Here is a 24,537-nt window from a genome sequence, read left to right as displayed (position 1 = left end):
GCGATGCAGCAATCCGTATGCCTTGTCGACGACGACGGCGACCTCCGCAAGGCAATGAAGCAGACGCTCGAACTGGCCGGCCTCAGCGTCACGGACTTCCCCGGTGCGGCGGAAGCGCTCGCCATGCTCGATCCCGACTTCGGCGGCATCGTCATCAGCGATATTCGCATGCCGGGGATCGATGGCCTGACATTGTTTCGCCGCGTCTCAGGCTTTGACCGCGACCTTCCCGTCATCCTGGTCACGGGCCACGGCGACATTCCGATGGCCGTGCAGGCCCTGCAGGACGGCGTCTACGATTTCATCCCCAAGCCCTTTGCCGCCGACCGGTTGGTACAGAGCGCGCGGCGCGCGCTCGAAAAACGCCGGCTGGTGATGGAGAACCGCGCGCTGAAGCGCGCAGCCGAAGTGGCCGGCGAAAGCCTGCCGCTGATCGGCCAGACGCCGGTCATGGAGCGACTGCGCCAGACCTTGCGACATATCGCCGACACCGATGTCGATGTACTTGTCGCCGGCGAGACCGGCAGCGGCAAGGAAGTGGTGGCGACGCTGCTGCACAATTGGAGCCGGCGCCGCGACGGCAACTTCGTCGCGCTCAACTGCGGCGCGCTGCCGGAGACGGTGATCGAAAGCGAACTGTTCGGCCATGAGCAGGGTGCCTTTACCGGCGCCTTGAAGAAGCGCATCGGCCGTATCGAACATGCGAGCGGCGGCACGCTTTTCCTCGACGAGATAGAGGCAATGCCGCCGGCAACGCAGGTGAAGATGCTGCGCGTGCTTGAAGCCCGCGAAATCACGCCGCTCGGCACCAATTTGGTCCGCCCGGTCGATATCCGCGTGATCGCCGCAGCCAAGATCGATCTCGGCGACCCGGCGCAGCGCGGCGACTTTCGGGAAGATCTCTATTTCCGCCTGAACGTCATCACCCTGTCGATCCCGCCGCTGCGCGAGCGCCGGGACGATATCCCGCTGCTCTTTTCGCATTTCCTGACGCGCGCGGCAGAGCGCTTCAAGCGCGAGGTGCCCGACGTCTCTCCGGCGGTGCGCCATCACCTGATGTCGCATTCCTGGCCCGGCAATGTGCGCGAGCTGTCGCATTTTGCCGAACGGGTCGCCCTTGGCGTCGAGGGCCCGCTTGGACAAATGCCGGCGAGCGCGACAACATCCGCTGCTGCCCTGCCCGAACGGCTGGAGCGCTATGAGGCGGAGATTCTCAAAGAAGTGCTGCGGGCGCAGCGCGGCGACGTCAAGGCGACGATCGAGGCACTCGGCATTCCGCGCAAGACCTTTTACGACAAGCTGCAACGGCACGGCATCAACCGCGCCGACTATGCCGAGCGCCCGGCATCCGAAAGGCCCGGTCGCTAAGGCATTTCCAGAAAATATGCGCAGCACTTTTCCGCCAGGAGCTGCGCGAAGAGAGCGTGCGAACAGCAATGGGCCTGGCGCGCGATCAACAAGCGAAGGGCACAACCGCCGGATTAGCGCTTGACGGCGCATCCTCATCGATGGCTATCTCAAGACATTCACCAGGGGGGTCCCGTCAAGGGGCTGAGATTCTGCTGGTCGGAACGGCTTTTGCCGACCGAGGCGCAGTGACCCGTTGAACCTGATCCAGTTCATACTGGCGTAGGGACGGTGCAGACATCGACGCCACGATTCCGTCATTCGCGCGGAGTTTCGGGGCGGACGTGTCTTTTCCTTCCGGCTTCAGAACTGGGTCTCCAACCGCAAACTTGGAGCCTCGTCATGAATATTGCCACAAAACCCGCAGACCTCTCCGTCACCAAGGGCCCGCTTCCTGCCTCGAAGAAGGTCTACAAGCCGGGCACGATCCATCCCGATATCCGCGTGCCGATGCGCGAGATCGCCCTGCACCCGACGTCGGGCGAGCCGCCGGTCACGGTCTATGATGCCTCCGGACCCTATACGGTCGAAGACGCAAACATCCGCATCGAGGATGGGCTGCCGCGACCGCGGCGCAACTGGATCATCGCGCGCGGCGATGTCGAGGCCTATGATGGGCGCAGCGTGCGACCGGAGGATAACGGCTTTGCCACGGGTGACCGGCTGACGCCGACGTTTCCCTTCCGCCACGCGCCGCTGCGCGCGACCGGAAGGCGCGCGGTGACACAACTTGCCTATGCGCGCGCCGGCATCATCACGCCGGAGATGGAGTTCGTCGCGATCCGCGAAAATCTCGGTCGCGATGCGGCCCGCGCCACCTTGCGCGACGGCGAGAGCTTCGGCGCCCAAATCCCCGATCACGTCACGGCGGAATTCGTCCGCCGGGAGATTGCCAGCGGCCGCGCCGTGCTACCGGCCAACATCAACCACCCGGAATCCGAACCGATGATCATCGGCCGCAATTTCCTGGTGAAGATCAACGCCAATATCGGCAATTCCGCCGTCACCTCCTCGATGGCCGAAGAGGTCGAGAAGATGGTCTGGGCAACGCGCTGGGGCGCCGACACGGTCATGGACCTGTCGACCGGGCGCAACATCCACAACATCCGCGAATGGATCATCCGCAACTCGCCGGTGCCGATCGGCACCGTGCCGCTCTACCAGGCGCTGGAAAAGGTCAACGGCATCGCCGAGGACCTGACATGGGAGGTCTATCGCGACACGCTGATCGAGCAGGCGGAACAGGGCGTCGACTACTTCACCATCCATGCCGGCGTCCGGCTCCACTACATCCCGCTGACTGTCAACCGTGTCACGGGCATCGTCTCGCGCGGCGGCTCGATCATGGCCAAGTGGTGCCTGCATCACCACAAGGAGAGCTTTCTCTACGAGCACTTCGAGGAGATCTGCGATATCTGCCGCGCCTATGACGTGTCGTTTTCGCTCGGCGACGGCCTGCGCCCCGGTTCGATCGCCGACGCCAACGACGCCGCGCAATTTGCCGAACTGGAGACGCTGGGCGAACTGACGAAGATCGCCTGGGCCAGGGACTGCCAGGTGATGATCGAAGGTCCGGGCCATGTGCCGATGCATAAGATCAAGGAGAACATGGACAAGCAGCTCGCCGTGTGCGGCGAGGCGCCGTTCTATACGCTGGGGCCGCTGACGACCGATATAGCGCCCGGCTACGACCACATCACGTCCGGGATCGGAGCGGCGATGATCGGCTGGTTCGGCACCGCCATGCTCTGCTACGTCACGCCGAAGGAGCATCTGGGCCTGCCCGACCGCAACGACGTCAAGGTGGGCGTCATCACCTACAAGATCGCCGCCCACGCCGCTGATCTTGCCAAGGGGCATCCGGCCGCCCGCACCCGCGACGACGCCTTGTCGCGCGCTCGTTTCGAGTTCCGCTGGGAGGACCAGTTCAACCTGTCGCTCGACCCGGAGACTGCGCGTGCCTTCCACGACGAGACCTTGCCGAAGGAGGCGCACAAGGTCGCGCACTTCTGCTCGATGTGCGGCCCGAAATTCTGCTCGATGCGGATCTCGCACGACATCCGCGCCGAGGCGCAGAAGGAAGGCTTTCAGGCGATGGCGGCGAAATATCGCGAGGGTGGCGACCTCTATATGCCAGTGGAGGTCGCTGCGGCCGAAGGTTAGCGACGACGGCAGCAGGGGTCATTTTTGTCGGGCATCGCTATGTTTGTCACGCGTGCGCACCTTTCTTCCGTCATGCTCGGGCTTGGCCCGAGTATGACCGGTGGGAGTGCCTTGACGTTCGACAGTCCGGTAGTTGTGACGCGCCCTCCCTAAGGCCGGCCCGCAATCTTGCTGACCACATCAAGCAAAACATTGGCGCCGGCGACGAGGTCGGCCGGAGCCGTGTGTTCACGCGGATTGTGGCTGATGCCATCGCGGCTTGGCACGAAGATCATCGCCGCCGGCGCAATGCGGGCGATCATCTGGGCGTCGTGGCCGGCACCCGAGGTCATGCGCCGGCACTTCAGCCCACGGGCGCTTGCCGACGTCTCGATCACCTCGACGATCGCACGATCGAATGTCACCGGCTCGAAGCGGGCCAGCCGCTCGACGGTGACCGTCACGCCTTCCTCCGCAATGATCCTGCGCAATTCCCCTGCAAGCGTATTTTCCAGCGCCTGCAGGCGCTCCTCGTCCGGGTCGCGCAAGTCGACAGTGAAGACCGCGCGCGAAGGAATGACGTTGATCGCGTCCGGCTCGAAGCGCATGGTGCCAACCGTCGCCACGCTCGGGGCGTTCGATCGCGCGATATGATCACGTAGGAACAGGCCGACGCGGGCCGCCGCAAGACCCGCGTCGCAACGCATCGCCATCGGCGTGGTGCCCGCGTGGTTTGCGACGCCGTCGATGATAATACGCTGCCAGGAAATTCCCTGCAGGTTTTCGACGGCGCCGATCGGTGTCGCGTCGCGCTCCAGCACCGGCCCCTGTTCGATGTGCAACTCGACATAGGCATGGGGTTTCAAGGCGCCAGGCGCGACGGCACCGGCATAGCCGATGCGCGCCAGTTCCGACCCGAGTGTCGTGCCATCGGTTCCAACCGTCGCAAGCGCCGCCTCGGTGGCAATGCCCCCGACATGCACCAGCGAGCCCAGCATGTCGGGCGCGTAGCGCACGCCCTCCTCGTTGGTAAAGGCGGCGACGGCGATCGGCCGCGCTGGCGCAAAACCCTGCTCCCTCAGCGTTTCGATCACCTCAAGCCCGGCCAGGACACCGTAGCAGCCATCGTAGATACCGGCATTGATGACCGTATCGATATGCGAGCCGAGCATCAGCGCCGGCAGTCCGGCATTGTCTTCGCTCTGCCACAGGCCGAAGATATTGCCGATGCGATCGATGACGACGTCAAGACCCGCAGCCTCCAGCCATGCGACAAGGCGATCCCGTCCCTGCTTTTCGGTGTCGGAGGCGGCTAACCGGGTCAGCCGTCCCTGATCGTCCCGCCCGATGGCGCCGAGTTCGTCGATATGCGCCAGCAGGCGCCCGGCGTTGATGGAAGAATGAGACATCTAAGCGTTGCTTTCGAATCGGCGGATGCTTTGCGGTGCGTCGGTCATTGCCCGGCATCCGGAACCGCCAGACGCTGCCGGGCGATTTCCGCATGGAAGCGGGCGCCGAAGATCAGCGCATCGTCGTTGAAGTCGTAGGTGGGATTGTGCAGTGGCGCGGACTGGGTGCCGTTGCCGATGAAGACGAAGCAGCCCGGAACATGGGCGAGAAACCGCGCGAAATCCTCCGAGCCGGTCATCGGTTCGGCGGCAACGCCGACATTCTCCGCTCCGAACACCACGCCGGCCGCCGAAAATGCATGGTCGACAAGTGCCGGATCATTCTGGAGGGGAACGAACTCGCGCGTGTAGTTTACCTCGACCGCGCAGCCATAGGCATCCGCCGTCCCCTTGGCGATCGTGCGCATCTGCTCTTCGATCCTGGCGCTTACCTCGGGCCGAAAGCTGCGGGCATCGCCGAGAATGCGGGCAAGACCGGGAAGCGCGTTGCGCGTGCCGTCGGTGATCACTTCCGTCACCGAGACGACGGTGATATCGGCGGGCGACAGCCTGCGCGAAACGATGGTCTGCAGATTGACCACGGTGGCGCAGGCAGCGACCAGCGTTTCGTTGCCGGCATGCGGCCGGGCCGCGTGACCGCCGACGCCCCTGAGCGTGATTTCGAAATTGTCCTCGGCGGACATGATCGCGCCTTGACGCGTCTCGAACTTGCCGACCGGAAGGCCGGGCATGTTGTGCAGGCCGTAGATCTCGTCGAAGGCAAAGCGCTCCATCAGGCCATCAGCGAGCATAGCTTGCGCGCCCTTGCCCCATTCCTCGGCCGGCTGGAAGATGAAGCGCACGGTGCCATCGAAGCCGCCCTCCTCGGCCAAAAGCTTGGCCGCCCCGAGCAGCATGGCCGTGTGACCGTCGTGACCGCAGGCATGCATGGTGCCCGGCCGGGTGGAGCAATACGCGGCGGTCCCCTGCTCGGTTATGCGCAACGCGTCCATGTCGGCGCGCAGCGCTATCGCGCGGTTTCCCGCGCCGCGCCTGAGCGTGCCGACGACGCCGGTACCGCCAACATTTTCGGCGACCTCGTCCAGACCGAACGCCCGGAGCTTGGCGGCGACAAAGGCCGCCGTGCGTTTCTCCTCGAAGCCGAATTCCGGGTGGGCGTGCAGATCATGACGCCATGCAGTCATCTCGGCCACGAGCCTCTCGACATCCACGTTTGCCATCGGTTTCACACCCTTTCCACGCTCAAGGTGCCGGCGACAGTCGAGGCTGGCAGACCGACCAGTTCCTCATAGCGCTCGGGGTCCGTGGCGCCCTCCGTATTGATCACCAGGATTCGCGAGCCGGCATCGAGCCCGAGGGTGGCACGCATGTTCGCATCCCCGGCGACGGTGACAAGGCCGGCGAGACCAACGCCACCGCTCTCGCCGGCGACGATGGCCGGATCTGCACCTGTCGGGCGCGCCAGGCGGTTCATGATGGAAACGGCATCCTCCTCGTCGACGGTCATGAAGGCGCAGGCGACACGCGAAAGAATACGCCAGGCGACAAGCGAAGGCTCGTAGCATTCGAGCATGGCCATGACGGTCGGCTCGCCATGCGCCACCTTCACAGGATGCCCGGCCTTGGCCGTTTCCAGGAGGCATGCGGCGCGCGCCGGTTCGACGACGACGAAGCGGGGCCGATCCTTGCCGTAGCGCAGCGCCAGATGGCCGGCCGTTGCCGCCGCAATGCCACCGACGCCCGCCTGGACGAAAACATGGGTCGGCGGCGCGACCATTTCCCGTAGCGCCTCGCACAGGAGCGCCGTGTAGCCCTGCATGACGAGACCGGGGATATGTTCGTAACCCGGCCAGGACGTGTCGGACACAACAGTCCAGCCGCGCTCGCCACAGACCTTCGCTGCAAATTCGACCGAGTCGTCGTAGGTTCCCTCGACCCGGACGATCTCGGCGCCATATTGCGCGATCGCCTCTATGCGTTTGCGGCTGACGCCCTGGTGCACGAAGATCACCGACTTCGCGCCGACCAGTTGCGCCCCCATCGCGACCGAGCGGCCGTGATTGCCGTCCGTCGCGCAGCCGAACGTCATTTCCCGTGCCACCGCCCTTATGTCGGGATGCGCCAGATCGTCGACATCGACGTTGCGGCCGGTCCGCTTGCGCGCCGCCTCCAGCACCAGCCGGATCACGGCATAGGACCCGCCAAGCGCCTTGAAGCTGCCGAGCCCGAGGCGGTGGGCTTCATCCTTGACGAAGAGCGCCCCGACGCCGAGTTCGGCCGCGAGCGCCGGAAGCGAGCGAAGCGGCGTCTCGCGATGATCGTCCCGGCGAGACAACATGCGCTCGACCTCCGCTGCCGCCGGGATCGAGAGGATCTCGGCGTCTTCGGGCAAAAGCGGCGATCCGAAATCGACATGATGGTTGCGAATGAGCATGGGGCAATCTCCTCGTTTCGTGAAGTTCTATTTCACCGGGCGAGAGAAATGCGCTCTAATTGGCGTCGTCAGATGCAAGTTTGTAAACCACCACGAGGACATGATGGCCGCTTCCAAGACCGCACCGGCGGCGCTCGATCGCTTCGATCTCGCGATCCTTTCGATCCTGCAGCAGGACAACACGACGCCACAACGGCAGATCGGCGAAGCGGTCAACCTGTCAGCGCCGGCCGTCCAGCGGCGGATCAAGCGCATGGAGGAGAGCGGCGTCATCCGCGCCAACGTCGCCGTGATCGACCCGGCCCGCGTCAACCAGGCGCTGACGATCCTCGTCGAGGTGGAAGTGGAAAGCGAGCAGATCGCGCTTTTGGATGCGGCCAAGGCCGCCTTTTCGGCCGCACCCGAAGTACAGCAATGCTACTACGTCACCGGCGACGTCGATTTCATGCTGGTCGTGATCGTGCCGACGATGGGCGACTACGAAGCCTTCACCCGCCGCATGTTTTTCGGCAACCCGAACATCCGGCGGTTCCGGACGTTCGTCACCATGGACCGCGTCAAGGTCGGCCTGTCCGTACCGGTGGACAAGCCGCGCTGAGCGTTATTTGACGCCAGCAAGCGCCTTCTTCTCGGCTTCCGCGTCAAGGGGGCCGCCGGCACCGATCGAGGTCAGGTAGGCATCGACGGTTTCCAGCGACGACGCCGGCGCAAAGCCTTCACCGGCTTCCGGCGTGACGATCGCAAGCTGCGTCCGCCAGCCGCTGTCGCTGCGGCAAGCCACCGAGACGAAGTCTGGCAGGTTCGGCCGCTTCAACTCGTATTCGCGGCAAAGCTGCTCTCCGCCGGTCTCAAAGGTCGAAACCAAACGCAGCTGCGCGTCGCCGACGGCCAGTTCCTCACCCGATGCACGCTGGTCGAGAATGCCGGCGACGGCCGGATCGACCAGGCCGGCGACCTCGGGGCTGCCGATACCCGTCTGGCCCGCGCCGCCCAGAAAATATCCGCCGACACCACCGACGACGATTAGCAGCGAGGCGGCCAGAGCCATCATTCCCTGCGACAGGGGCCGCTGTGGTTGCGCGTGTGCTTCTGGCCGACGGAAGGCAACGACGTTGTCCGCGTTGGCACGATCGTCGGCGGCAGCCGTTGCCGCCATCCTGTCATCGTCGCGCCGCGCTGCGGCTTCGGCGGCCATTGCGCGCACCTTGTCTGCCAGATGATCGGGAACCGGCTCGTCGAGCAGCGGCTTCAGGGCTTCGCTCGAAGCGGCGCGCGTCTCCATGAACATCGCAACGCGTGTCATCAATTCGTCGTCCGTTTCGAGCGCCGCCTCGACAAGGCGCGTCGTCTCCTCGTCGAGCTCGCCATCGGCGAATGCCATCAGGATTTCGTCGGTGAATTCCATGTCGCTCATCTTGCCCCGCCTCTCATATCCGGTGAACGCGCGGCTGGCGGTTCTATTCCCGCCGCTTCAGCAAGATTCTTGCGGGCGCGCGCAAGCCTGCTCATGACAGTGCCGATGGGAATGCCGAGAACCTCGGCCGCCTCCTTGTAGGAGAGGTCCTCGACGCAGGTCAAAAGCAGCACCTCGCGCTGTTCCAGCACGAGGCCGTCGATGGCGGTCGCCACGTTCTTCAGCGTCATGCGCGCTTCCGAGCCCGCCTCGCCGGAGGCAACGGCAAGCTCCGGCTGGGCATCGATTTCTTCGGTCGGCCCCGCCGTTTTCTGCCGGCGAAGCTGATCTATCCACAGATTACGCAGAATGCGGAACATCCAGGCGTCGAAGCGCGTGCCCTCCTCGAACCGCTCCGAACCAACGAGCGCCTTCTCGCAAGCGGCCTGCACGAGGTCGTCGGCGAGATCGCGCGAACGGCATAGCGAGATGGCGAAGCGGCGAAGGTTCGGCAGGAAAGCCACCAGGCGTTCGCCGAAGGCGATGTCCTGTTCGGTCATTTCGCGTTCCTTCCGGCGCTTCGACGGGCACGCGGGGGAATAATTTGTCGATTCATCCGTTGAGCGATATGGGAAGCACACGCAAATGTCACCACCGGCGGGCCAGCCTTTCACGGTAAGCTGATCCACCCCGGCGCGGTCGGGACGAGGAGAATGCCTTGAAGAAACACCTGCTCCGATTGACGGCCGCATCGATCTGCGGCCTGGTTGTCGCCCATGGCGACATCGTCGCATCCGGCGTGGCCGGCTCCTCCACCAGCAGTTCTTTCGGCTTCATCACGCCGGCCCATGCGGACGACGACGATGGCGGCGGAGACGATGATGACGGCGGTGGTGGCGGCGGCGGCTCGTCATCGAACCGGTCATCCGATCGCGGATCGAGCGGCACCTGGCGCGGTGGCGGCAATCTCCTCGATCTCTTTCGGGGTGCACCGGAAAAACGCGTCGCCCGACGCCCGCCGCCTGTGCGCAAACCAACCCATGTTCCCGGCGAAATCATCGCGATCGGCCTCGACGAAGCCGCGATCCACCGCCTCGGCGAACGTGGCTTCACAACCCGGGGGCGCCAATCCCTCGGCCTTTCCGGATCCGAGATCGTCAAGCTTTCGGTGCCCACGGGCATGACGCTCGATGCCGCGCGCCAGGAAGTCGCCGCTGCCGCACCCGGTGCCGTTGCCGATCTCAACCATTATTTCGATCCGAACCAGGGGAGCGCCGAGCCCGCTCCCTGCGGTGAAGGCCGCTGCGCGCTGGTGCGCACGGCGATCGGCTGGCCCGCACCCGATGCCGGCAAGGCCTGCACCGCCGCCGGTCCGATCGGGCTGATCGACACGGCAATCAACCCCGACCACCCCGCACTTCAAGGCATCGACCTCGACATCATCCGGCTGGCGGCCGACGAAGCGCCTGAGTCCGGGCGCCAGCACGGCACGGCTGTTGCCGCTCTCATCGCCGGCCGGCAGGACAGCCGCGCGCCCGGTCTGCTGCGCGATGCACGCGTGATCGCCGTCGACGCCTTCCAGAAAACGAACGGCGACGCCGATGTCGCCGAGAGCTATGATCTCATCAGGGCGATCGATCTTCTGGCATCGCGCGGCGTGACTGTGATCAACATGAGCCTGTCAGGCCCGCACAACCAGTTGCTCGAAAAGACCGTCGGGCTGGTTGCCGAGCGCAACATCCTCCAGGTCGCGGCCGCCGGCAACGATGGCCCAAGGGCAAAGCCCGTCTATCCCGCCGCCTACCCCGAACTGATCGCGGTGACCGCCGTCGACCGCAATTTCCGCCCCTATCGCCGCGCCGCGCAGGGAGAGCATATCGACGTTGCGGCGCTTGGCACCGGCGTCTGGACGGCCGCGTCCGTCGATGGTGGCCGGCCGCGCACCGGCACGTCATTCGCCGCTCCGTTCGTGACCGCAGCCGTCGCCATCCTCAGGGCTTCGAACCCTTCGCTTTCGGCCGAGGAGATCGGCAAGCTCGTGGCGCAAACCGCAGACGATGTCGGCGCGCCCGGCAAGGATCCCGTATTCGGCTGGGGCGTTCTCAACGCGCGCGAGCTTTGCCGTTCATAGTGGCGGGCTTTTTCGCCGCTCCCTGGCGGCAGGACGTCCCGTATCGAGCCCATAAAGAAGCTCCGGCGGAAAGAAGGTGTCGCATTGCGCACCTCCTTTCCGCCGGAGCCGTCATGCCTGGTTCAATCAGGCCGCAAGTCCTCGCTCGGTCAGGAGCATGCCGACCCGGACCATGCGCACCGCATCCTCGGCCGCTCGGACCAGCAGCTTCGGTGCCGCGTTGATCGCATCATCGAGACTGCAGGGCGCCTTCAGGATCGAGGCGAAGGCGTCGATGCCATGCTCGAAGTTCAAGGTAACACCCTTGCCGATGGTGCCGGCGAGCGCAATCACCGGACGTCCGGCCTCCTTGGCGCGGTGACCGACTTCCGCCGGCACCTTGCCGAACGGCGTCTGACCATCAAGGCTGCCTTCCGCCGTGATGATGAGATCCGCCCTCGCGATCATGCTGTCGAGATCGAGATATTGCATGACGATGTCGTAGCGCGGATGCAGCGTGCCGCCGAGCAGCCCGAGGATGGCGGCACCGAGACCGCCCGACGCGCCGGCGCCAGGAGCACTGCCGACCTCGATGCCGGTGGCGCGGTGAATTGCCGCCGCATAGGTTTCCATCGCATCGGCCAGAACCTCGACCTGCGCGGGCGTTGCCCCTTTCTGCGGGCCGAAGACCCGGGCAACGCCGCGTTCGCCGAGAAGCACGTTGTGCCAGTTGACGGCCGCATCGATACGAACATCCGCAAGGCGCGGGTCGCGGGCGGAGAGATCGATGCGGGCGAGCCGACCCAGCGCGCCGCCGCCGGGTGGCAATGGCAAGCCATCCTTGTCGATGAGCGCGATGCCCAGCGCCTGCGCCATGCCGGCGCCGCCGTCATTGATGCCGCTGTCGCCGCAACCAAGCAGGATGCGGCGCGCGCCGGCGTCGAGCGCCGCCCGGATCAGTTCGCCAACGCCGTAGCTCGAGGTGATGCAAGGGTTGCGGCGATCACGCGGCACCAGCCGGAGGCCGGCGGCAGCCGCCATTTCGATGATGGCGACCGGTTCGTCCTGGCCGCCGAGAAACCCGAAATGCGACAGGACCGGCGTGCCGAGCGGCCCGGTGACGACGCATTCGTGCAGCGTGCCACCGGTGACGGCGACCAGGGCCTTGGTAAAACCCTCGCCGCCATCGACCATCGGCACCTTCAGAACCCGTGCCTGAGGGCAGGCGCGCAGCACGCCCTTCTCGATGCAATCGGCCGCTTCTTCCGCCGACAGACTTTCCTTGAAACCAGACGGTGCAACCAGAATGGTTAGTGTCATGTGACAGTCTCCTTGCGTTTTTGTGACAATGCGGATGCAAGGGAGAAACGGCAGCTCCAAGGGTTTATTCCGCGCGATACGAAACTATTTCGCCGCCTATGCAAAAAAATGGAAAGGCCGGAGCTTGTGAGCCCCGGCCTTACCTAAATTCAATATTTTCAGTCGCTTATATCACGCGCCGAAACCCATCAACGGCCAGATGACGACGGCGACAAGCGTCAGAAGCCCGATGAAGGGGACAAGCAGCATGGCTGCGAGCCGCATCAGATCCGAGGGTGTGAAAGCAGGCGGTTCCATGCCCCCGAAGAGAGCGACGGGTTTGGCCGAAACCATCAGCGTCTGGCAGAAACCGCTACCAAGGGTTGCTGCCATGATGAGCACGGCCGGGTCGACGCCAAGGCCGGCGAGCGGCAGGGCGAGCGCCGGGATCAGCACCGTCGCCCGCGCCGTCCGCGAGGCGACGACGATGTGAGCCAATGTCGCGAGGATCACCGTGAACAGGATCACCAGCCAGGCCGGCGGCTTGCCGACAAGGCTGAGCACGCCGATGGCGCGCTCGGCAAGCAACGCCGCGGTGCCGGTGCTCATCAGCGCCTCGCCGATGACGAGCGTGCCGGCGAGGAACAGCAAAAGGTTCCACTCAACAGTCTTCAGCGCCTTGCGAAACGGCATGCCCGAAACCTTTTCCGACGCCATCACCAGGGCGCCGATCAACGCGACGAAGGGCAAGGCAATGCCGTGCAGGCCTGACGTCGCGAGCGCCAGAACGATCAGCGCCGTCACAGCAAGCAAGGTCTTTTCCTGCACGAGCAGCGGCTGTCTTTCGTCCCGCATGGCAGTCTCGAACTGGGCATTGCGATCTTCGGCGCCAAGGAAGAACCTGAGGATGAGGCCGCAGGCAGTCAGACTGGTGATCAATCCGAAGGGCGCTGCCAGCAGCGCCCAGTCGAAGAAATCAGGCGCGTTGCCGCCACTGCGGCGGATGAAGTCGACCGCGACCAGATGTGCCCCGGCACCGGTGAGCGAAGCGGCGGCGGAGAGCAGGATCGCAGAGGGGAAAAGCAAGGCAAGCGCCCGGGTGACGCCCGGCCTGCCTATCGCTGCCGTCAGCCCCAGGAACACCGGCATGAAGATGGCCGCCCGCGCCGAAGTGGAAGGAATGATGAAGGCCGAGGCAGAGATTGTCAGCGTCAAGGCCCAGAACAGGCTGCTGACGCGGCGAAACGGCGCGAGCAGCCGGAAGGTGAGACGCTCCACAAGACCCGATGCCTGCAGCACCGAGGCGATGACGAAGGCGGCGATCATCAGCCAGACGATATCGTTGCCAAGGGCCGCAAACACCGCCTCTTCGCTGACCGTGCCCGTCGCGCCGAGCGCGAGCGCACCGGCCAGCGCCACCGGTGTTTCCGGCAGGTCGAAGATTGTCCAGCAGACCAGCGTCGTCGCAAACACCATCAGCGCGAACCGCATCGGCAAGGTCAGCCCGTCGGCCGCGACGAAGATCAGGATCGCCGCGAAAAGAAGCAGCATCGAGCCCGTCAACAGCCGCACCTGGCGCAGCGGCATCTGCGCCCCGAAATCGTGCCCTCCACTGGCCGGGGCGATGACGATGTCTCGCTCCGATGCAATTGCCCGAACGCTGGTCATGATGGCCCGATCCTTTTCTTCGTTCGGTCGGTTGGCGACAGCAGAGACGCACGGCAACCGACCGTCATGGTCATTCGATGAGGGCCTAACGGCGCCGGGCGGGGTTTATTCCCGGCAGTTACGCGCCGCGTTTCGATTTTTCCACCGCGGGAGAGATCGCCGGCGCGACCAAAAGGGTGCCTTTCAATGTGCTCGCCTTGCGCCATATCAATGCCGAGGTCGGCGATTGCTCCACAATCCTCAGCTCGCAGTTCACCGTTGAAGGAAACGAAACATGTTCGTCAGGGAATTGTCGCGTGAGGAGTGTATCGGCCTCGTCTCCTCCAATCACATCGGCCGGCTGGCCTGCGCCAGAAACGACCAGCCCTATGTCGTTCCCATTCAATATGCCTACAGCACCAACCGGCTCTATGGCTTCTCGATGCCCGGCCGGAAGGTCGACTGGATGCGCACGAACCCGCGCGTCTGCGTCGAGGTCGACGAATTGGCAGGACGGGAAAGCTGGAAGAGCGCCGTGATCTACGGCAGATATCGCGAACTGGCCGACACCAGAGAAGGGCACGATGAACACATGCACGCCTGGTCTCTGCTGGAAAAACGCACCAACTGGTGGGAACCGGGCGGCCTGAAGCCGGTCGAAGAGGGCGTTGCGGCTGCGTCGCATCACCTCTTCTTTGTCATCGATATCGACGAGATGACCGGGCGCGCCGCCGGCGAAGACCGGGTGGACCTCGCATCGCATTGACACGCCGGTGCGAAGACCAGGCTGGTTCGCCGAACCGGGGGGGCTTCCCCCGCCGGTCTCGACTAAGCCCGATCAGGCGCCCTTGCGGGCTACGACCGGTACATAATGTTCAAGTTCCGGGGCCGGGAACTGCAAGGTCGCGTTGATCTCGGCGGAGCGATAAAGCCCCATCAGCATCTCCACGACAGCCAGTCCGTCCTCGAAGGTCTCGAGCGGCTTCTGGCCCTTGCGGAAGCACTCGACCATGTGACGGTTCTCGTCCGTATAGCCGTAGACGCCCGCCTCGTCCTCGAGCACCGGCATCAGCCCCTGCTCGGCATTCTGCTTCTCGACGAGATCCTCGCCTTCCGAACCCGTGACCTCGCGGGACATGAAGATCTTCAGGCCCGTGCTCAACGAGTTGTATTCGAGCGCGTATTCCGGCCCGAGCAGTTCGAGCTGGATGCGCAGCCCCGCGCCGACATAGGCCCAGGAGGTCGTCGCCTCGATCATCAGTTCGTTGCCGTCCTGATCCTCGAGCGTCACGGTGGCTCGGGCAAAGTCCTCGGAGGGACGGTTGCGGTAGTCCACATCACTCCCGAAACGCTTGCGCAGCTGTTCGGCATAGTGGGGACGCGTCCATTTCAGGTTGGCGACGGTGCCGTTGACCGATTTGATCTTCAGCGAATTGCGCGGTGCGCCGGGTGCGGTGAGCAGGTAGCGCGCCACTTCGACGCTGTGGCACATCATATCGGAGAGCACGCCGCCGCCCTGCTTGTCGCCCTGCCAGAACCAGGGTTCGTGCGGTCCGGAATGCTCCTCTGCCGCGCGCGCCAGATAGGGCCTGCCTGTGGTGGAGGCGGCCCGGCGCCAGATGATTTCCTTGCCCCGCAGCACCGGCGTGCAGAACACCTGATTTTCGAGATAGCCGTGGTTGAGGCCGGCATCTTCGGCAAGCGTCAGCATCTCGCGAGCTTCCGCTACCGTGCGCGCCAGGGGCTTCTCGCAGGCGACCGCGAACACCTTGCTACGGCCCGACTTGATCGCCCCGTGCAACGAACGCATCACATCGAGGCGCGTGTAGTTCGGCGACAGGATCCAGATCGCATCGACGTCGTCAGCCGACAGCAGCGCTTCAAGATTCTCATGCGTGCGGCAGGTGCCGAGCCCGAGTGCTTCGACTTCGCGCGCAAATTTCTCGCGGTTTTCCGCCTTGCGGCTGAAGACACCGGTCACTTCGACGTTGCGCACGCCGATCATCGACTTCAGGTGGAAGTGGGCGATGAAGCCGGTTCCGACGAAACCCACGCGCAGCGTCTGCTTCGGTAGCTGTGTCATTCTCTTCTCCCAGATTGTCAGGTTATTGGCGTGGCGAAGCGGTGCTGGCTCGAACGCTCAGGGCCGTCGGCAGCACGATGGGCGGGGCAAGTCCCACCTCCTCGCCGGAAAGCATGCGCAGCAGCAGCGACATCGCCGTCCGGCCGATGTCGGCGCGCGGCTGGGTCACGGTCGTCAGCGGCGGATAGAAGGCCTTGCTCAGGTAGAGATCGTCGAAGCCGACGACCGAGACATCGCCCGGTATGTCGCGGCCAAGGCGGCGCAGCTCATGGATGGCGCCGTAGGCCATTTCGTCGTTGGCGGCAAAAAGTGCCGTCGGCGGTTCGGACAGGGCAAACAGCTGTCCACAGCAGAGCTGGCCGGTTTCGAGCAGATAGTCGCCGCGAACCTCATAGCCCTCGGGGATGGCAAGGCCGGCCTCCCGCATGGCGGCGCGATAGCCGTCGCGCCGGTGAACGGCCATGACCTCGGGCAGAGGACCGGCGATATGGGCGATCTTGCGGTGGCCGAGCGCGATCAGGTGTTCGACCGCGGCTTTTGCCGCCGCGACATTGTCGACCTGCACATGCGGCAGCCCGGAAGCCTCGATCATTTCCAGCGCGACGACGACAGGCAGTTGCGCAAGGTCGCCCCCGACGTCTTGTCCCGCCGGCGGCAGCTTGCCCGTCATCAGGATCATGCCATCGGCATGACCGTCACGCAGCATGTTGAAATACTCCGTCTCGCGATCGGGGTCGTTTTCGGTGTTGCCCATCAGGACGGAGTAGCCAGCCTCGCGCGCCGTTGCCTCGACGCCCTTCAGGATGTCGAGATAGAACGGGTTGCCGACGTCGCGCACGACCAGCAGCACCGACATCGACTTGCGGGTGCGCAGGTTGCGGGCGCTGACATTCGGACGGTAGTTGAGCTCGCGGGCAAGCGCATGGATGCGCTGGCGCGTTTCGGCCGTCACCAGGCCAGAATCGCTGAGCGCCCGCGACACGGTCGCGACGGAGACGCCGGCGCGCTCGGCGATATCCTTGATCTTGGGCCGGTGGTCGCTCATGCGCGCATCGCCCTTCCCCGGCCATAGAACAGCATCAGCAGCAACAGCGTTGCGCCGAACACCATCTGGCGGCCGGATTCGTCGATGTTGACGGTGGTGAGGATGCCCTGGAGGATGACGAGCAGCAAGGCTCCGGCCATGGTGCCGGTGTAGCCACCCTTGCCGCCGGCAAGCGACGTGCCGCCGAAGACCACGGCGATGATCGAGGACAGCATGTATTGCTCGCCGACATTGGCAAAGGACGAACCGGAATAGCCGAGCAGGCAGAGGCCGGCGATGGCCGCGAACATGCCTGATATCATGAAGAGGCCGATGCGCATGCGGCGGACCGGCACGCCGGCCATGTAGGCCGCGTGCTCGTTGGAACCGATCGCATAGATGCGATGGCCGAAAACCGTGCGGTTGAGCATGAAGGCCATGACGAGGCCGATGGCGATCCACAGCCAGATGATGCCGGGAATGCCGAGCGCCAGCGGCTGGGTGACGAAAGCGGAAAGGCCGGGGGCGGCGCGGCCGGAGGGAATGCCGTTGCGGATCACGACGAGCAGGCCCTGGAGCACGCCGAGCATGCCGAGCGTCATGACCAGCGGCGGGATGCGCAGCAGCGTCACGCCGAGGCCGTTCAAGAGCCCGAAGAAGGCGCCGGCCGCAAGGCAAGCAAGGATTGCCGGCAGGATGCCGCCATCGGCGCCGTTCATGACATTACCGGCAATGATCGCCGAGAGCGAGACGACACCACCGACCGAGAGGTCGATGCCTTCACGCCCTCCGAGAATGACGACATTCTGGCCGGCGGCGACGATGCCGAGCAGCGAAGCGACGATCAGAAGCCGCAGGATCTGGTCGGCCGAGGCAAAGCCCGGCGAGAGGCTTTCGCCGAGAGCGAGCAGTGCCACGATCAGGAGCAGCGCGATCACCAGCGGCTGTTTGAGGAACGAAACGACGGTGGTCATGCGCGTGCCCTCCGGCCGGCAAGCACGCCGGCCATCAAGACGAGAAGGATGGCGAGGCCCTGGACGAAGTTCTGCCACTCGGAAGGCGTGCCCATGAAGAAGACCAGCGAATTGACGAGGCCGATGGTCAGCGCCCCGAGCAGCGAGCCGACGACGGTTGTCCAACCGCCGGCAAGCGCACTGCCGCCGAGCACGACGGCTGCGACGCTGTAGAGCGTCATCTTGCTGCCGACGAGCGGATCGCCGCTCGCCGTATCGCCGGTGAGGCAGAAGGCTGCGAGTGCCGAGAACAGGCCGCAGAGCGCATAGCCCTTGATGCGCACAAGGACCACGGGAAGACCAGTCTGGTAGGCTGCTTGCTGGTCGTCACCGACGGCCAGGAGCTGGGTGACGAGGCGGGTGCGCGACAGGACGAAGAGCAGAAGCGCCAGTGCCGCAAGCACATAGAAGACGAAGGGAAGCCCGAGCAGCCTGCCGCCATAGGTGCGCCAGAACAATGCCGGCGCCGGCGTGCCGGCAACGGGCATCACATAGAGCGCGAGCCCGGTAAAGAAGATGCTGGTCGCGAAGGTGGCGACGATCGCCTGCAATCTCAGCGCTGCAACGACGATGCCATTGATCACGCCGCAGGCAAGTCCGAGCAGGATGCCCGCCAGCGTCGCGCCGATGACGGCGCTGGCGCCACCGCCCCATTTCTCCATCAGCACGACGATCACGACATTGACAAGCGACAGCGTCGCGCCGGCGGAAAGGTCGATATCCCCTGCGGAAACCACATAGGTCTGGGCGATCGCCAGCATGATCAGCGCCATGTAGGTGCTCAGCAGCCCCGTCAGCGAGCGGTAGCTGAGGCTGTTGGGCGAGAACGCGCCATTGAGCGCCAGAAGGGCGACGACGATGATCAACGCCGGCAGGAACGGATAACGTTCGAGCCAGAGCTTGAGGCCGCCGGGACGGATGGTTCGGGTTTCTATCGTGGTCGGTGTCATCACGCGGCCTCGTATGCAGCCTGGTAGAGATTGTAGCGGGTGCGATCCTCGCCGGTGAGTTCGCGCGTCACCGATCCGCCGTTGAAGACGAGGATGCGGTTGGCGTTGCCCAGCAGCTCGGCATCTTCGGAGGAATAGAGCAGGATCCCGAGCCCCTCGCCCGCCAATTGGCGAATGAGGGCGAAGAGATCGGCCTTGGCCGAGAGGTCGATACCCTTGGTCGGATCGTCGAGCAGCAGCACGTCCGGCCGGTCGATCAGCCAGCGGGCGATGATCACCTTTTGCTGGTTGCCGCCGGAGAGAGAATTGATCGGGTGCATCAGGCTCGCAAACTTGGTGTGCATGGCCCCGAGCGCCGGCATCGCCTTGGCCTTCAGGCTCGACGGACGCGCGACCATCAGCCGATCGCGCAGGTAATGGATGGGCGTGACGTTCTCGATGATCGGCCGGCCGGCGATGACGCCGTCGCGGCCACGGTCTCCCGAGACATAGGCGCAGCCGCGCCGGATGGCGTCGCGCGGGCTCTTGGCGTCGAAACGGTCGCCGCCAATGCGGATCTCGCCAGAGGTTATAGAGCCTGCGCCGAAGATCGCGCGCAGCAGGGCCGACTGTCCCTGGCCGTGCAGCCCGCCGAGCCCGAGGATCTCGCCCTTGGCGACCTCGAAACTGACATTGCGGAAACCGGCGCCGGAAAGGCCGTCGACCGTCATGGCGGCGCCAGCCGAAAAGCGCGCGGCGGCAGGCGCCGAGGATTGCGAGGCCGGCATGTCGCCGGCACCGCCGACCATCAGCCGGATGACGGCGGCGGGATCGGTCTCGGAAAGGTTGAGCGTCTGGATGGTCTCGCCGTCGCGGATGATCGTCACCCGATCTCCTATGGCAGTAATCTCGTCCATGCGGTGCGAAATGAAGATGATGCCGCGGCCGTCGCGCTTCAGCCCGCGCAGGATGTCGAAGAAGCGGTCGACCTGGGCACGATCGAGCGCCGAGGTCGGCTCGTCGAAGATCAGGATCGGCGCTTCGCTCGCGAGCGCCTTCATGATCTCGACCAGCTGCCGCTGATCGGCACGCAGATTGCCGACCAATGTCGTGGCCGCAAACCCATCGCCGGACACACCGGAAAACAGCGCTATGTAGCGCGCCGCCCGCGCCTTCAGCGCGGCGCGATCGACGAAGATCCCGACCTTTGTCGGCAGCATTGCCAGGCAGATGTTCTCCTCGACCGAGCGGTTCGCGGCAAGGCTGAGCTCCTGGTAGAAGATGCCGATGCCCTGTTCACGCGCCGACTGCGGACCGGAAATCGTCACCGGGTGGCCGTCGATGAGGATTTCGCCGCGATCGGGCCGCACGCTTCCGGCAATGATCTTGCACAGCGTGCTCTTGCCCGAGCCGTTCGAGCCCATCAGCACATGCACTTCGCCGGCGGCGATTTCGAGGTCACCGCGGCGCAAAGCCAGGGTGGCGCCGTAAGCCTTGCTTACGCCGTTCAACTTCAGTTTCGACATGGGGTTTGGTCCGTAAAGTCGGGTCCGGGGCGCCGGGCGGATCAGGCGATCCGCCCGGCTTCAGGCGCTTACTTGAAGAGCGCTTCGGCGTCTGCGATCGAGAGAGCGCTGGTGTAGGAGTAGTAGCCCGGCTTGCCGTCGACCTGCTTGGCGGCGTCCGCCAGGTTCTTTGAGTCGATGAACGGGATCGGCAGGTACATGGCGTTCTTGTACTGGCCGGCCGTTGCCGGTTCCTTCAGCTCCTTGCCCTGCAGCATGAGCACGGCGACGTTGAGCGCGCTTGCCATGACGCCGGGCGGATTGACGGTCGCGCCGGAGTTCAGCTTGTCCTTGCTCCAGAGATCGATGAAGTCCTTGCGGATCTCACCGGTCGCGGCGATCTGGCTTGCCTTGCCGGCATCCATGATCGACTTCCAGGCGCCGGCCGCCATGCCGTCCTGCACCACGACGCCGTTGACGTCAGGATAGGTGGCAAGGATGTTCTGCATGGCCTGCTGGCCCTGTGCCTGGTCCCAGTTGGCGTTGACCTCGTTGACCACCTGGATATCCGGATAGTCCTTGAAGACGCTCTTGTAGCCAGCGACGCGCATCTCGTTTGCCGGATGGCCGGCAACGCCGTTGATGGCGACGACCTTGCCCTTGCCGCCGAGCGTTTCGGCCAGCCACTTGGCGCCGGAGGCGCCCCAGGCCGTCTGGTCGATGCCGACATAGGTTGCATCCGGAGATGAGACCTCGGCGTCGGTGGCGATCACCAGGATGCCGGCTTCCTTCGCCTGCGCGAAGATCGGATCAAAAGCGGTCGGGCTGTTGGGGTTGATGATGATGGCGTTGACGCCTTCGGCAATGAAGTTGCGCACATGGGCGATCTGCCCGGGTACGTCGACATTGGCGCTCTGGACGCTGACTTCGACGTCGACGCCCTTTTCCTTCCATTTTTCCGCAGCCGCCTTGGCCTCGTCGATCATCTGCGTGCGCCACTCGCTGCCGACCCAACCATTGGACAGACCAATCTTGAAGGTCTCGGCATTGGCGAGCGAAGCGGAGATGGCAATGGATGCGACGGTGCCGAGTGCTACGGCGATAAACTTCTTCATAAGATCCTCCCAAAATCTTGCGAGAACCATGAAGCCAGAAAATGTAATCGATTTCAATGGGGGTTTTCAGCCAATTTTGGTGATTTTCCGCAGAATTCTCGTTGAGGACCGCGGTGAACCGGCGGCGGAAGCTTTGGCGACGTCTCCGCGATCCACCGTCGCCTTTGACCCGCGTGCCGTCCCGTGCAACAGCGAGGGCCGGCAAGGCTGCAGATTCGCATGAGCATGCGACGCCGCACGGACCCAAGGACAGGACTGCGACCATGAATTGAAGAGATGCGACGAGCGGCGCTGCAAGTGCCGCGTTCAGCGCTGTAGCTGTTGCTGGAACGGCAACACTTCGTTGCTCGCCGACCGGCTAGCCGCAATTTGCCCGCACCCCATAGTGTGAAATCTGGGCAAAGAACAACAACTGGTCCCCAACCAGAGGAGAACATCATGACCGGAAAACCCGGAGCCGCCGCGGGCGGGCTCTATCTGCACATCCTTGTGCTTGCGATCGTCATCGTCTCCGAGCTGATCGGCATTCAACGCCTTTCGATCGGCCTCGGCACCGTGATCTTCCTGCCGATCCTTTACGCCTTCGCACTCGGCATCATGCTCAATCCCGCCATTTTCAAGGCGAGCGCCAAGTTCCTGTCGAAGGATGCAGTCAAGCTGTCCGGCGCAATGATCACCGTCGCGATCATGCCGTTCATCGCCAAGTTCGGCACGACGGTCGGACCGCAGATCTCCAAGATCATCGAGGCCGGTCCAGCGCTCGTGCTGCAGGAGCTGGGCAATCTCGGCACGATCCTTTTCGCCTTCCCGGTCGCCGTCTTCCTGCTCAAGATGGGTCGTGAAGCCGTCGGCGCCACCTATTCGATCGACCGCGAGCCGAACCTGGCGCTGATCGCCGACAAGTACGGCCTCAATTCGCCTGAGGGGGCTGGCGCCATGGGCGTCTATGCAACGGGCACACTGATCGGCACCTTCGTCTTCGCCATCATGCCGCCGCTCATCCATGGGCTCGGCATCTTCGACGTGCGCGCGCTTGCCATGTCCTGCGGCGTCGGCTCCGGCTCGATGCTTGCTGCCTGCACCGGCGGCCTCGTCGCCGTGGTTCCCGACCAGAAGGACATCATCCTGGCGCTCGCAGCCGCCAGCAACATCCTGACCTACGCGACCGGCCTTTACGTCGGCATGTTCGTCGCCCTGCCGCTGACGGAATGGCTTTACAACAAGGCCCGCCCGTCCGAACGCAAAACAGCCTGATCGGGGAGACAGGAACAATGGCCAACCAAACCAACACCACCGCCAATCTCGCAGACGACCTGCCGCTCAACCCGGAAGACGAACGCAAGATCGATGTCGTCAAGCACGCCGGGCTACTTTTGATCGCCTGCGCCATCGGCCTCATCGCCAACTGGGTCGGAACCGGCACGTCGCCGCTCGTCGCCCTGCCGGGCATGGCAGTGCTCTATGTCGCCTGCATCATCGGCCTCGGCTTTGCCCGCTTCGTGCCCTTCTACCTGCCGAGCGTCGCCTGGGTCTCGCTGATCGCGATCCTCATCACCATCCCCGGCGTGCCGGGTGCGGCCTGGGTCAGCGAACAGGTCGAGCACCTGAACTTCCTGGCGCTCGCAACCCCGGCGCTCGCCTACGGCGGTCTTGCACTGACGGCCAGCGAGTTCGCGATCGCCCGCCGCTCGGGCTGGAAGATCGTCATCGTGGCGATCTGCGTCATGGTCGGCACCTATATGGGCTCCGTCGTCGTCGCCGACCTGTTCCTCAGGCTCGGCCAGTAGAATAGAGCTGGATCCGGCCGTTTCGCGGCCGGGTCCTATTTAACGAGACAGGATGAACGAGATGAGCCGCCACGACATCACCCCCGACCGCATCGCGGAAACGATCGCCTGGCGCCATCACCTGCACGCCCACCCGGAACTCGCCTTCGAGGAACGGGAAACGGCGGCCTTCATCGCCGGCAAGCTCGCGGAATGGGGTATCGCCGTCAAAGGCGGCTATGGCGGCACCGGCCTCGTCGGCACGCTGTCGCGCGGCACCTCGCCGCGCACCATCGCCATCCGCGCCGACATGGACGCGCTGCCGATCGTCGAGGCGAGCGGCGTTGCCTATGCGTCCAAAACCGCCGGCAAGATGCACGCCTGCGGCCATGACGGCCATGTCGCGATGCTGCTCGCCGCCGCGCGTCAGGCCTCGGAGATGGATTTCGACGGCACGGTACACTTTCTCTTCCAGCCGGCGGAAGAGGCCGAAGGCGGCGCCCGCGCCATGGTCGCCGATGGTCTGTTTCGCGACTTTCCGGCTGACGCCGTCTACGCGATGCACAACTGGCCGGCGCTCGACGTCGGCACCTGCGTTGCCCGCGACGATGCGATGATGGCCGCCTTCGGCGTCTTCGAAATCAAGATCACCGGCCGCGGCGCGCACGGCGCCATGCCGCATGAGGGCGCCGATCCGCTGGTTGCGGCAGCCCAGGTCGTCACCGCATTGCAGACGATTGCCAGCCGCAACGTCTCGCCGCTCGATGCAGCCGTTCTCTCGGTGACCCAGATCCATGGCGGCGACGCCTGGAACGTCATCCCGCAGGAGGCGATCATTCGCGGCACCACCCGCTGGTTCAAGAAGGATGTCGGCGACATCCTCGAACAGCGCATGCGCACGCTCGTTGCCTCCGTCGCCGAGGGTCTCGGCTGCGCAGCCGAACTCGACTACCAGCGCCGCTATCCCGCCACCATCAACGATGCGGCATCGGCTGCATTCGCCCGTTCGGTCGCAGCGCAGGGCGGCGCTCTTTCCGTCGTCGACGCCGCGCCGAGCATGGCGGCTGAAGACTTCGCCTTCATGCTCGAAGAACGCACCGGCTGCTACCTCTGGCTCGGCGCACGCCGCGACGGCGTCAATCCCGGCCTGCATTCGCCACACTACGATTTCAACGACGCCATCATTGCCCAGGGCGTTGACCTCTGGACAAGGCTGATCGCCACGTCTCTTGGTCGTTGACCTCAAACGGTTTCCGTCGCA

Annotated in this window: 21 protein-coding genes and 1 riboswitch; of the genes, 8 read left to right on the top strand and 13 right to left on the bottom strand. The window is 64.6% G+C overall.

Annotated features, from left to right (window positions below; translation table 11 throughout):
- Positions 1-3 precede the first annotated feature (3 nt).
- Positions 4-1,368 carry a sigma-54 dependent transcriptional regulator gene (locus tag RTP54_RS22890; protein ID WP_312365900.1) on the top strand — a complete coding sequence of 455 codons (1,365 nt, stop codon included), beginning with the start codon at positions 4-6 and terminating at the stop codon, positions 1,366-1,368.
- Between the two features lie 153 nt (positions 1,369-1,521).
- Positions 1,522-1,654: riboswitch (TPP riboswitch) on the top strand.
- A 95-nt stretch (positions 1,655-1,749) separates the two neighbouring features.
- The gene (gene thiC / locus RTP54_RS22885) at positions 1,750-3,570 is read left to right on the top strand and encodes a phosphomethylpyrimidine synthase ThiC (protein WP_312365899.1); all 1,821 of its coding nucleotides are present in this window, start codon (positions 1,750-1,752) and stop codon (positions 3,568-3,570) included.
- A 149-nt stretch (positions 3,571-3,719) separates the two neighbouring features.
- On the opposite strand, the gene RTP54_RS22880 is transcribed toward thiC, so the two are convergent.
- From RTP54_RS22880 to RTP54_RS22870, 3 genes are read right to left on the bottom strand one after another with little or no spacing between them, the layout of a single operon-like run.
- Positions 3,720-4,958, bottom strand: a complete 1,239-nt coding sequence (locus RTP54_RS22880; RefSeq protein ID WP_312365898.1) for a Zn-dependent hydrolase — start codon at positions 4,956-4,958, stop codon at positions 3,720-3,722.
- A 44-nt stretch (positions 4,959-5,002) separates the two neighbouring features.
- Positions 5,003-6,178: a M20 aminoacylase family protein gene (locus RTP54_RS22875; RefSeq protein ID WP_312365897.1), complete on the bottom strand. Its 1,176-nt coding sequence runs from the start codon at positions 6,176-6,178 to the stop codon at positions 5,003-5,005.
- A gap of 5 nt (positions 6,179-6,183) precedes the next feature.
- Positions 6,184-7,392: a diaminopropionate ammonia-lyase gene (locus RTP54_RS22870; protein WP_312365896.1), complete on the bottom strand. Its 1,209-nt coding sequence runs from the start codon at positions 7,390-7,392 to the stop codon at positions 6,184-6,186.
- 103 nt (positions 7,393-7,495) lie between these two features.
- Between RTP54_RS22870 and RTP54_RS22865 the strand changes: the two genes are divergently transcribed.
- A complete protein-coding gene (locus RTP54_RS22865; protein ID WP_312365895.1) occupies positions 7,496-7,990 on the top strand; it encodes an Lrp/AsnC family transcriptional regulator in 495 nt (164 codons plus the stop codon).
- Positions 7,991-7,993: 3 nt separating this feature from the next.
- Here RTP54_RS22865 and RTP54_RS22860 read toward each other — a convergent pair whose 3' ends face one another.
- Both RTP54_RS22860 and RTP54_RS22855 read right to left on the bottom strand, forming a co-directional pair.
- A complete protein-coding gene (locus RTP54_RS22860; RefSeq protein WP_312365894.1) occupies positions 7,994-8,806 on the bottom strand; it encodes an anti-sigma factor in 813 nt (270 codons plus the stop codon).
- Positions 8,803-9,345, bottom strand: a complete 543-nt coding sequence (locus RTP54_RS22855; RefSeq protein WP_112815089.1) for an RNA polymerase sigma factor — start codon at positions 9,343-9,345, stop codon at positions 8,803-8,805. The genes RTP54_RS22860 and RTP54_RS22855 overlap by 4 nt, the downstream gene beginning before the upstream one ends.
- A 158-nt stretch (positions 9,346-9,503) precedes the next feature.
- Between RTP54_RS22855 and RTP54_RS22850 the strand changes: the two genes are divergently transcribed.
- Positions 9,504-10,916, top strand: a complete 1,413-nt coding sequence (locus RTP54_RS22850; RefSeq protein WP_312365893.1) for a S8 family serine peptidase — start codon at positions 9,504-9,506, stop codon at positions 10,914-10,916.
- Positions 10,917-11,042: 126 nt separating this feature from the next.
- Here RTP54_RS22850 and RTP54_RS22845 read toward each other — a convergent pair whose 3' ends face one another.
- Both RTP54_RS22845 and RTP54_RS22840 read right to left on the bottom strand, forming a co-directional pair.
- Positions 11,043-12,215: a glycerate kinase gene (locus tag RTP54_RS22845; RefSeq protein WP_312365892.1), complete on the bottom strand. Its 1,173-nt coding sequence runs from the start codon at positions 12,213-12,215 to the stop codon at positions 11,043-11,045.
- 171 nt (positions 12,216-12,386) lie between these two features.
- Positions 12,387-13,862, bottom strand: a complete 1,476-nt coding sequence (locus tag RTP54_RS22840; protein WP_312365891.1) for an SLC13 family permease — start codon at positions 13,860-13,862, stop codon at positions 12,387-12,389.
- A 274-nt stretch (positions 13,863-14,136) separates the two neighbouring features.
- Between RTP54_RS22840 and RTP54_RS22835 the strand changes: the two genes are divergently transcribed.
- Positions 14,137-14,607 (top strand): pyridoxamine 5'-phosphate oxidase family protein, encoded by a 471-nt coding sequence (locus RTP54_RS22835; protein WP_112832486.1) that lies wholly within the window; start codon positions 14,137-14,139, stop codon positions 14,605-14,607.
- Positions 14,608-14,679: 72 nt separating this feature from the next.
- On the opposite strand, the gene RTP54_RS22830 is transcribed toward RTP54_RS22835, so the two are convergent.
- The 6 genes from RTP54_RS22830 to RTP54_RS22805 form a co-directional block, all read right to left on the bottom strand.
- Complete coding sequence (locus RTP54_RS22830; protein WP_312365890.1) at positions 14,680-15,924, bottom strand: Gfo/Idh/MocA family oxidoreductase; 1,245 nt, start codon at positions 15,922-15,924, stop codon at positions 14,680-14,682.
- 22 nt (positions 15,925-15,946) lie between these two features.
- Complete coding sequence (locus RTP54_RS22825) at positions 15,947-16,969, bottom strand: LacI family DNA-binding transcriptional regulator (protein ID WP_312365889.1); 1,023 nt, start codon at positions 16,967-16,969, stop codon at positions 15,947-15,949.
- Positions 16,966-17,922: an ABC transporter permease gene (locus RTP54_RS22820; protein WP_312365888.1), complete on the bottom strand. Its 957-nt coding sequence runs from the start codon at positions 17,920-17,922 to the stop codon at positions 16,966-16,968. Before RTP54_RS22820 ends, RTP54_RS22825 begins: the two co-directional genes overlap by 4 nt.
- Positions 17,919-18,911, bottom strand: a complete 993-nt coding sequence (locus RTP54_RS22815; RefSeq protein WP_312365887.1) for an ABC transporter permease — start codon at positions 18,909-18,911, stop codon at positions 17,919-17,921. Before RTP54_RS22815 ends, RTP54_RS22820 begins: the two co-directional genes overlap by 4 nt.
- A complete protein-coding gene (locus tag RTP54_RS22810; RefSeq protein WP_312365886.1) occupies positions 18,911-20,416 on the bottom strand; it encodes a sugar ABC transporter ATP-binding protein in 1,506 nt (501 codons plus the stop codon). The genes RTP54_RS22815 and RTP54_RS22810 overlap by 1 nt, the downstream gene beginning before the upstream one ends.
- A 68-nt stretch (positions 20,417-20,484) precedes the next feature.
- A complete protein-coding gene (locus RTP54_RS22805) occupies positions 20,485-21,510 on the bottom strand; it encodes an ABC transporter substrate-binding protein (protein ID WP_312365885.1) in 1,026 nt (341 codons plus the stop codon).
- A 438-nt stretch (positions 21,511-21,948) separates the two neighbouring features.
- Here RTP54_RS22805 and RTP54_RS22800 point away from each other — a divergent pair, with 438 nt between their 5' ends.
- The 3 genes from RTP54_RS22800 (at position 21,949) to RTP54_RS22790 (ending at position 24,516) form a co-directional block, all read left to right on the top strand.
- Entirely contained in the window at positions 21,949-22,764 is an 816-nt protein-coding gene (locus tag RTP54_RS22800) for a DUF3100 domain-containing protein (RefSeq protein ID WP_112811190.1), read from the top strand.
- Between the two features lie 17 nt (positions 22,765-22,781).
- Positions 22,782-23,297, top strand: a complete 516-nt coding sequence (locus tag RTP54_RS22795; protein WP_112815095.1) for a hypothetical protein — start codon at positions 22,782-22,784, stop codon at positions 23,295-23,297.
- Positions 23,298-23,358: 61 nt separating this feature from the next.
- The gene (locus RTP54_RS22790; protein ID WP_312365884.1) at positions 23,359-24,516 is read left to right on the top strand and encodes a M20 aminoacylase family protein; all 1,158 of its coding nucleotides are present in this window, start codon (positions 23,359-23,361) and stop codon (positions 24,514-24,516) included.
- Positions 24,517-24,537 lie beyond the last annotated feature (21 nt).

It is taken from the genome of Ensifer sp. (assembly GCF_031989085.1).
Taxonomy (GTDB): domain Bacteria; phylum Pseudomonadota; class Alphaproteobacteria; order Rhizobiales; family Rhizobiaceae; genus Ensifer.
Note: the sequence above shows the minus strand (reverse complement) of the source record. Positions and strands in the feature narration are given on the sequence as shown.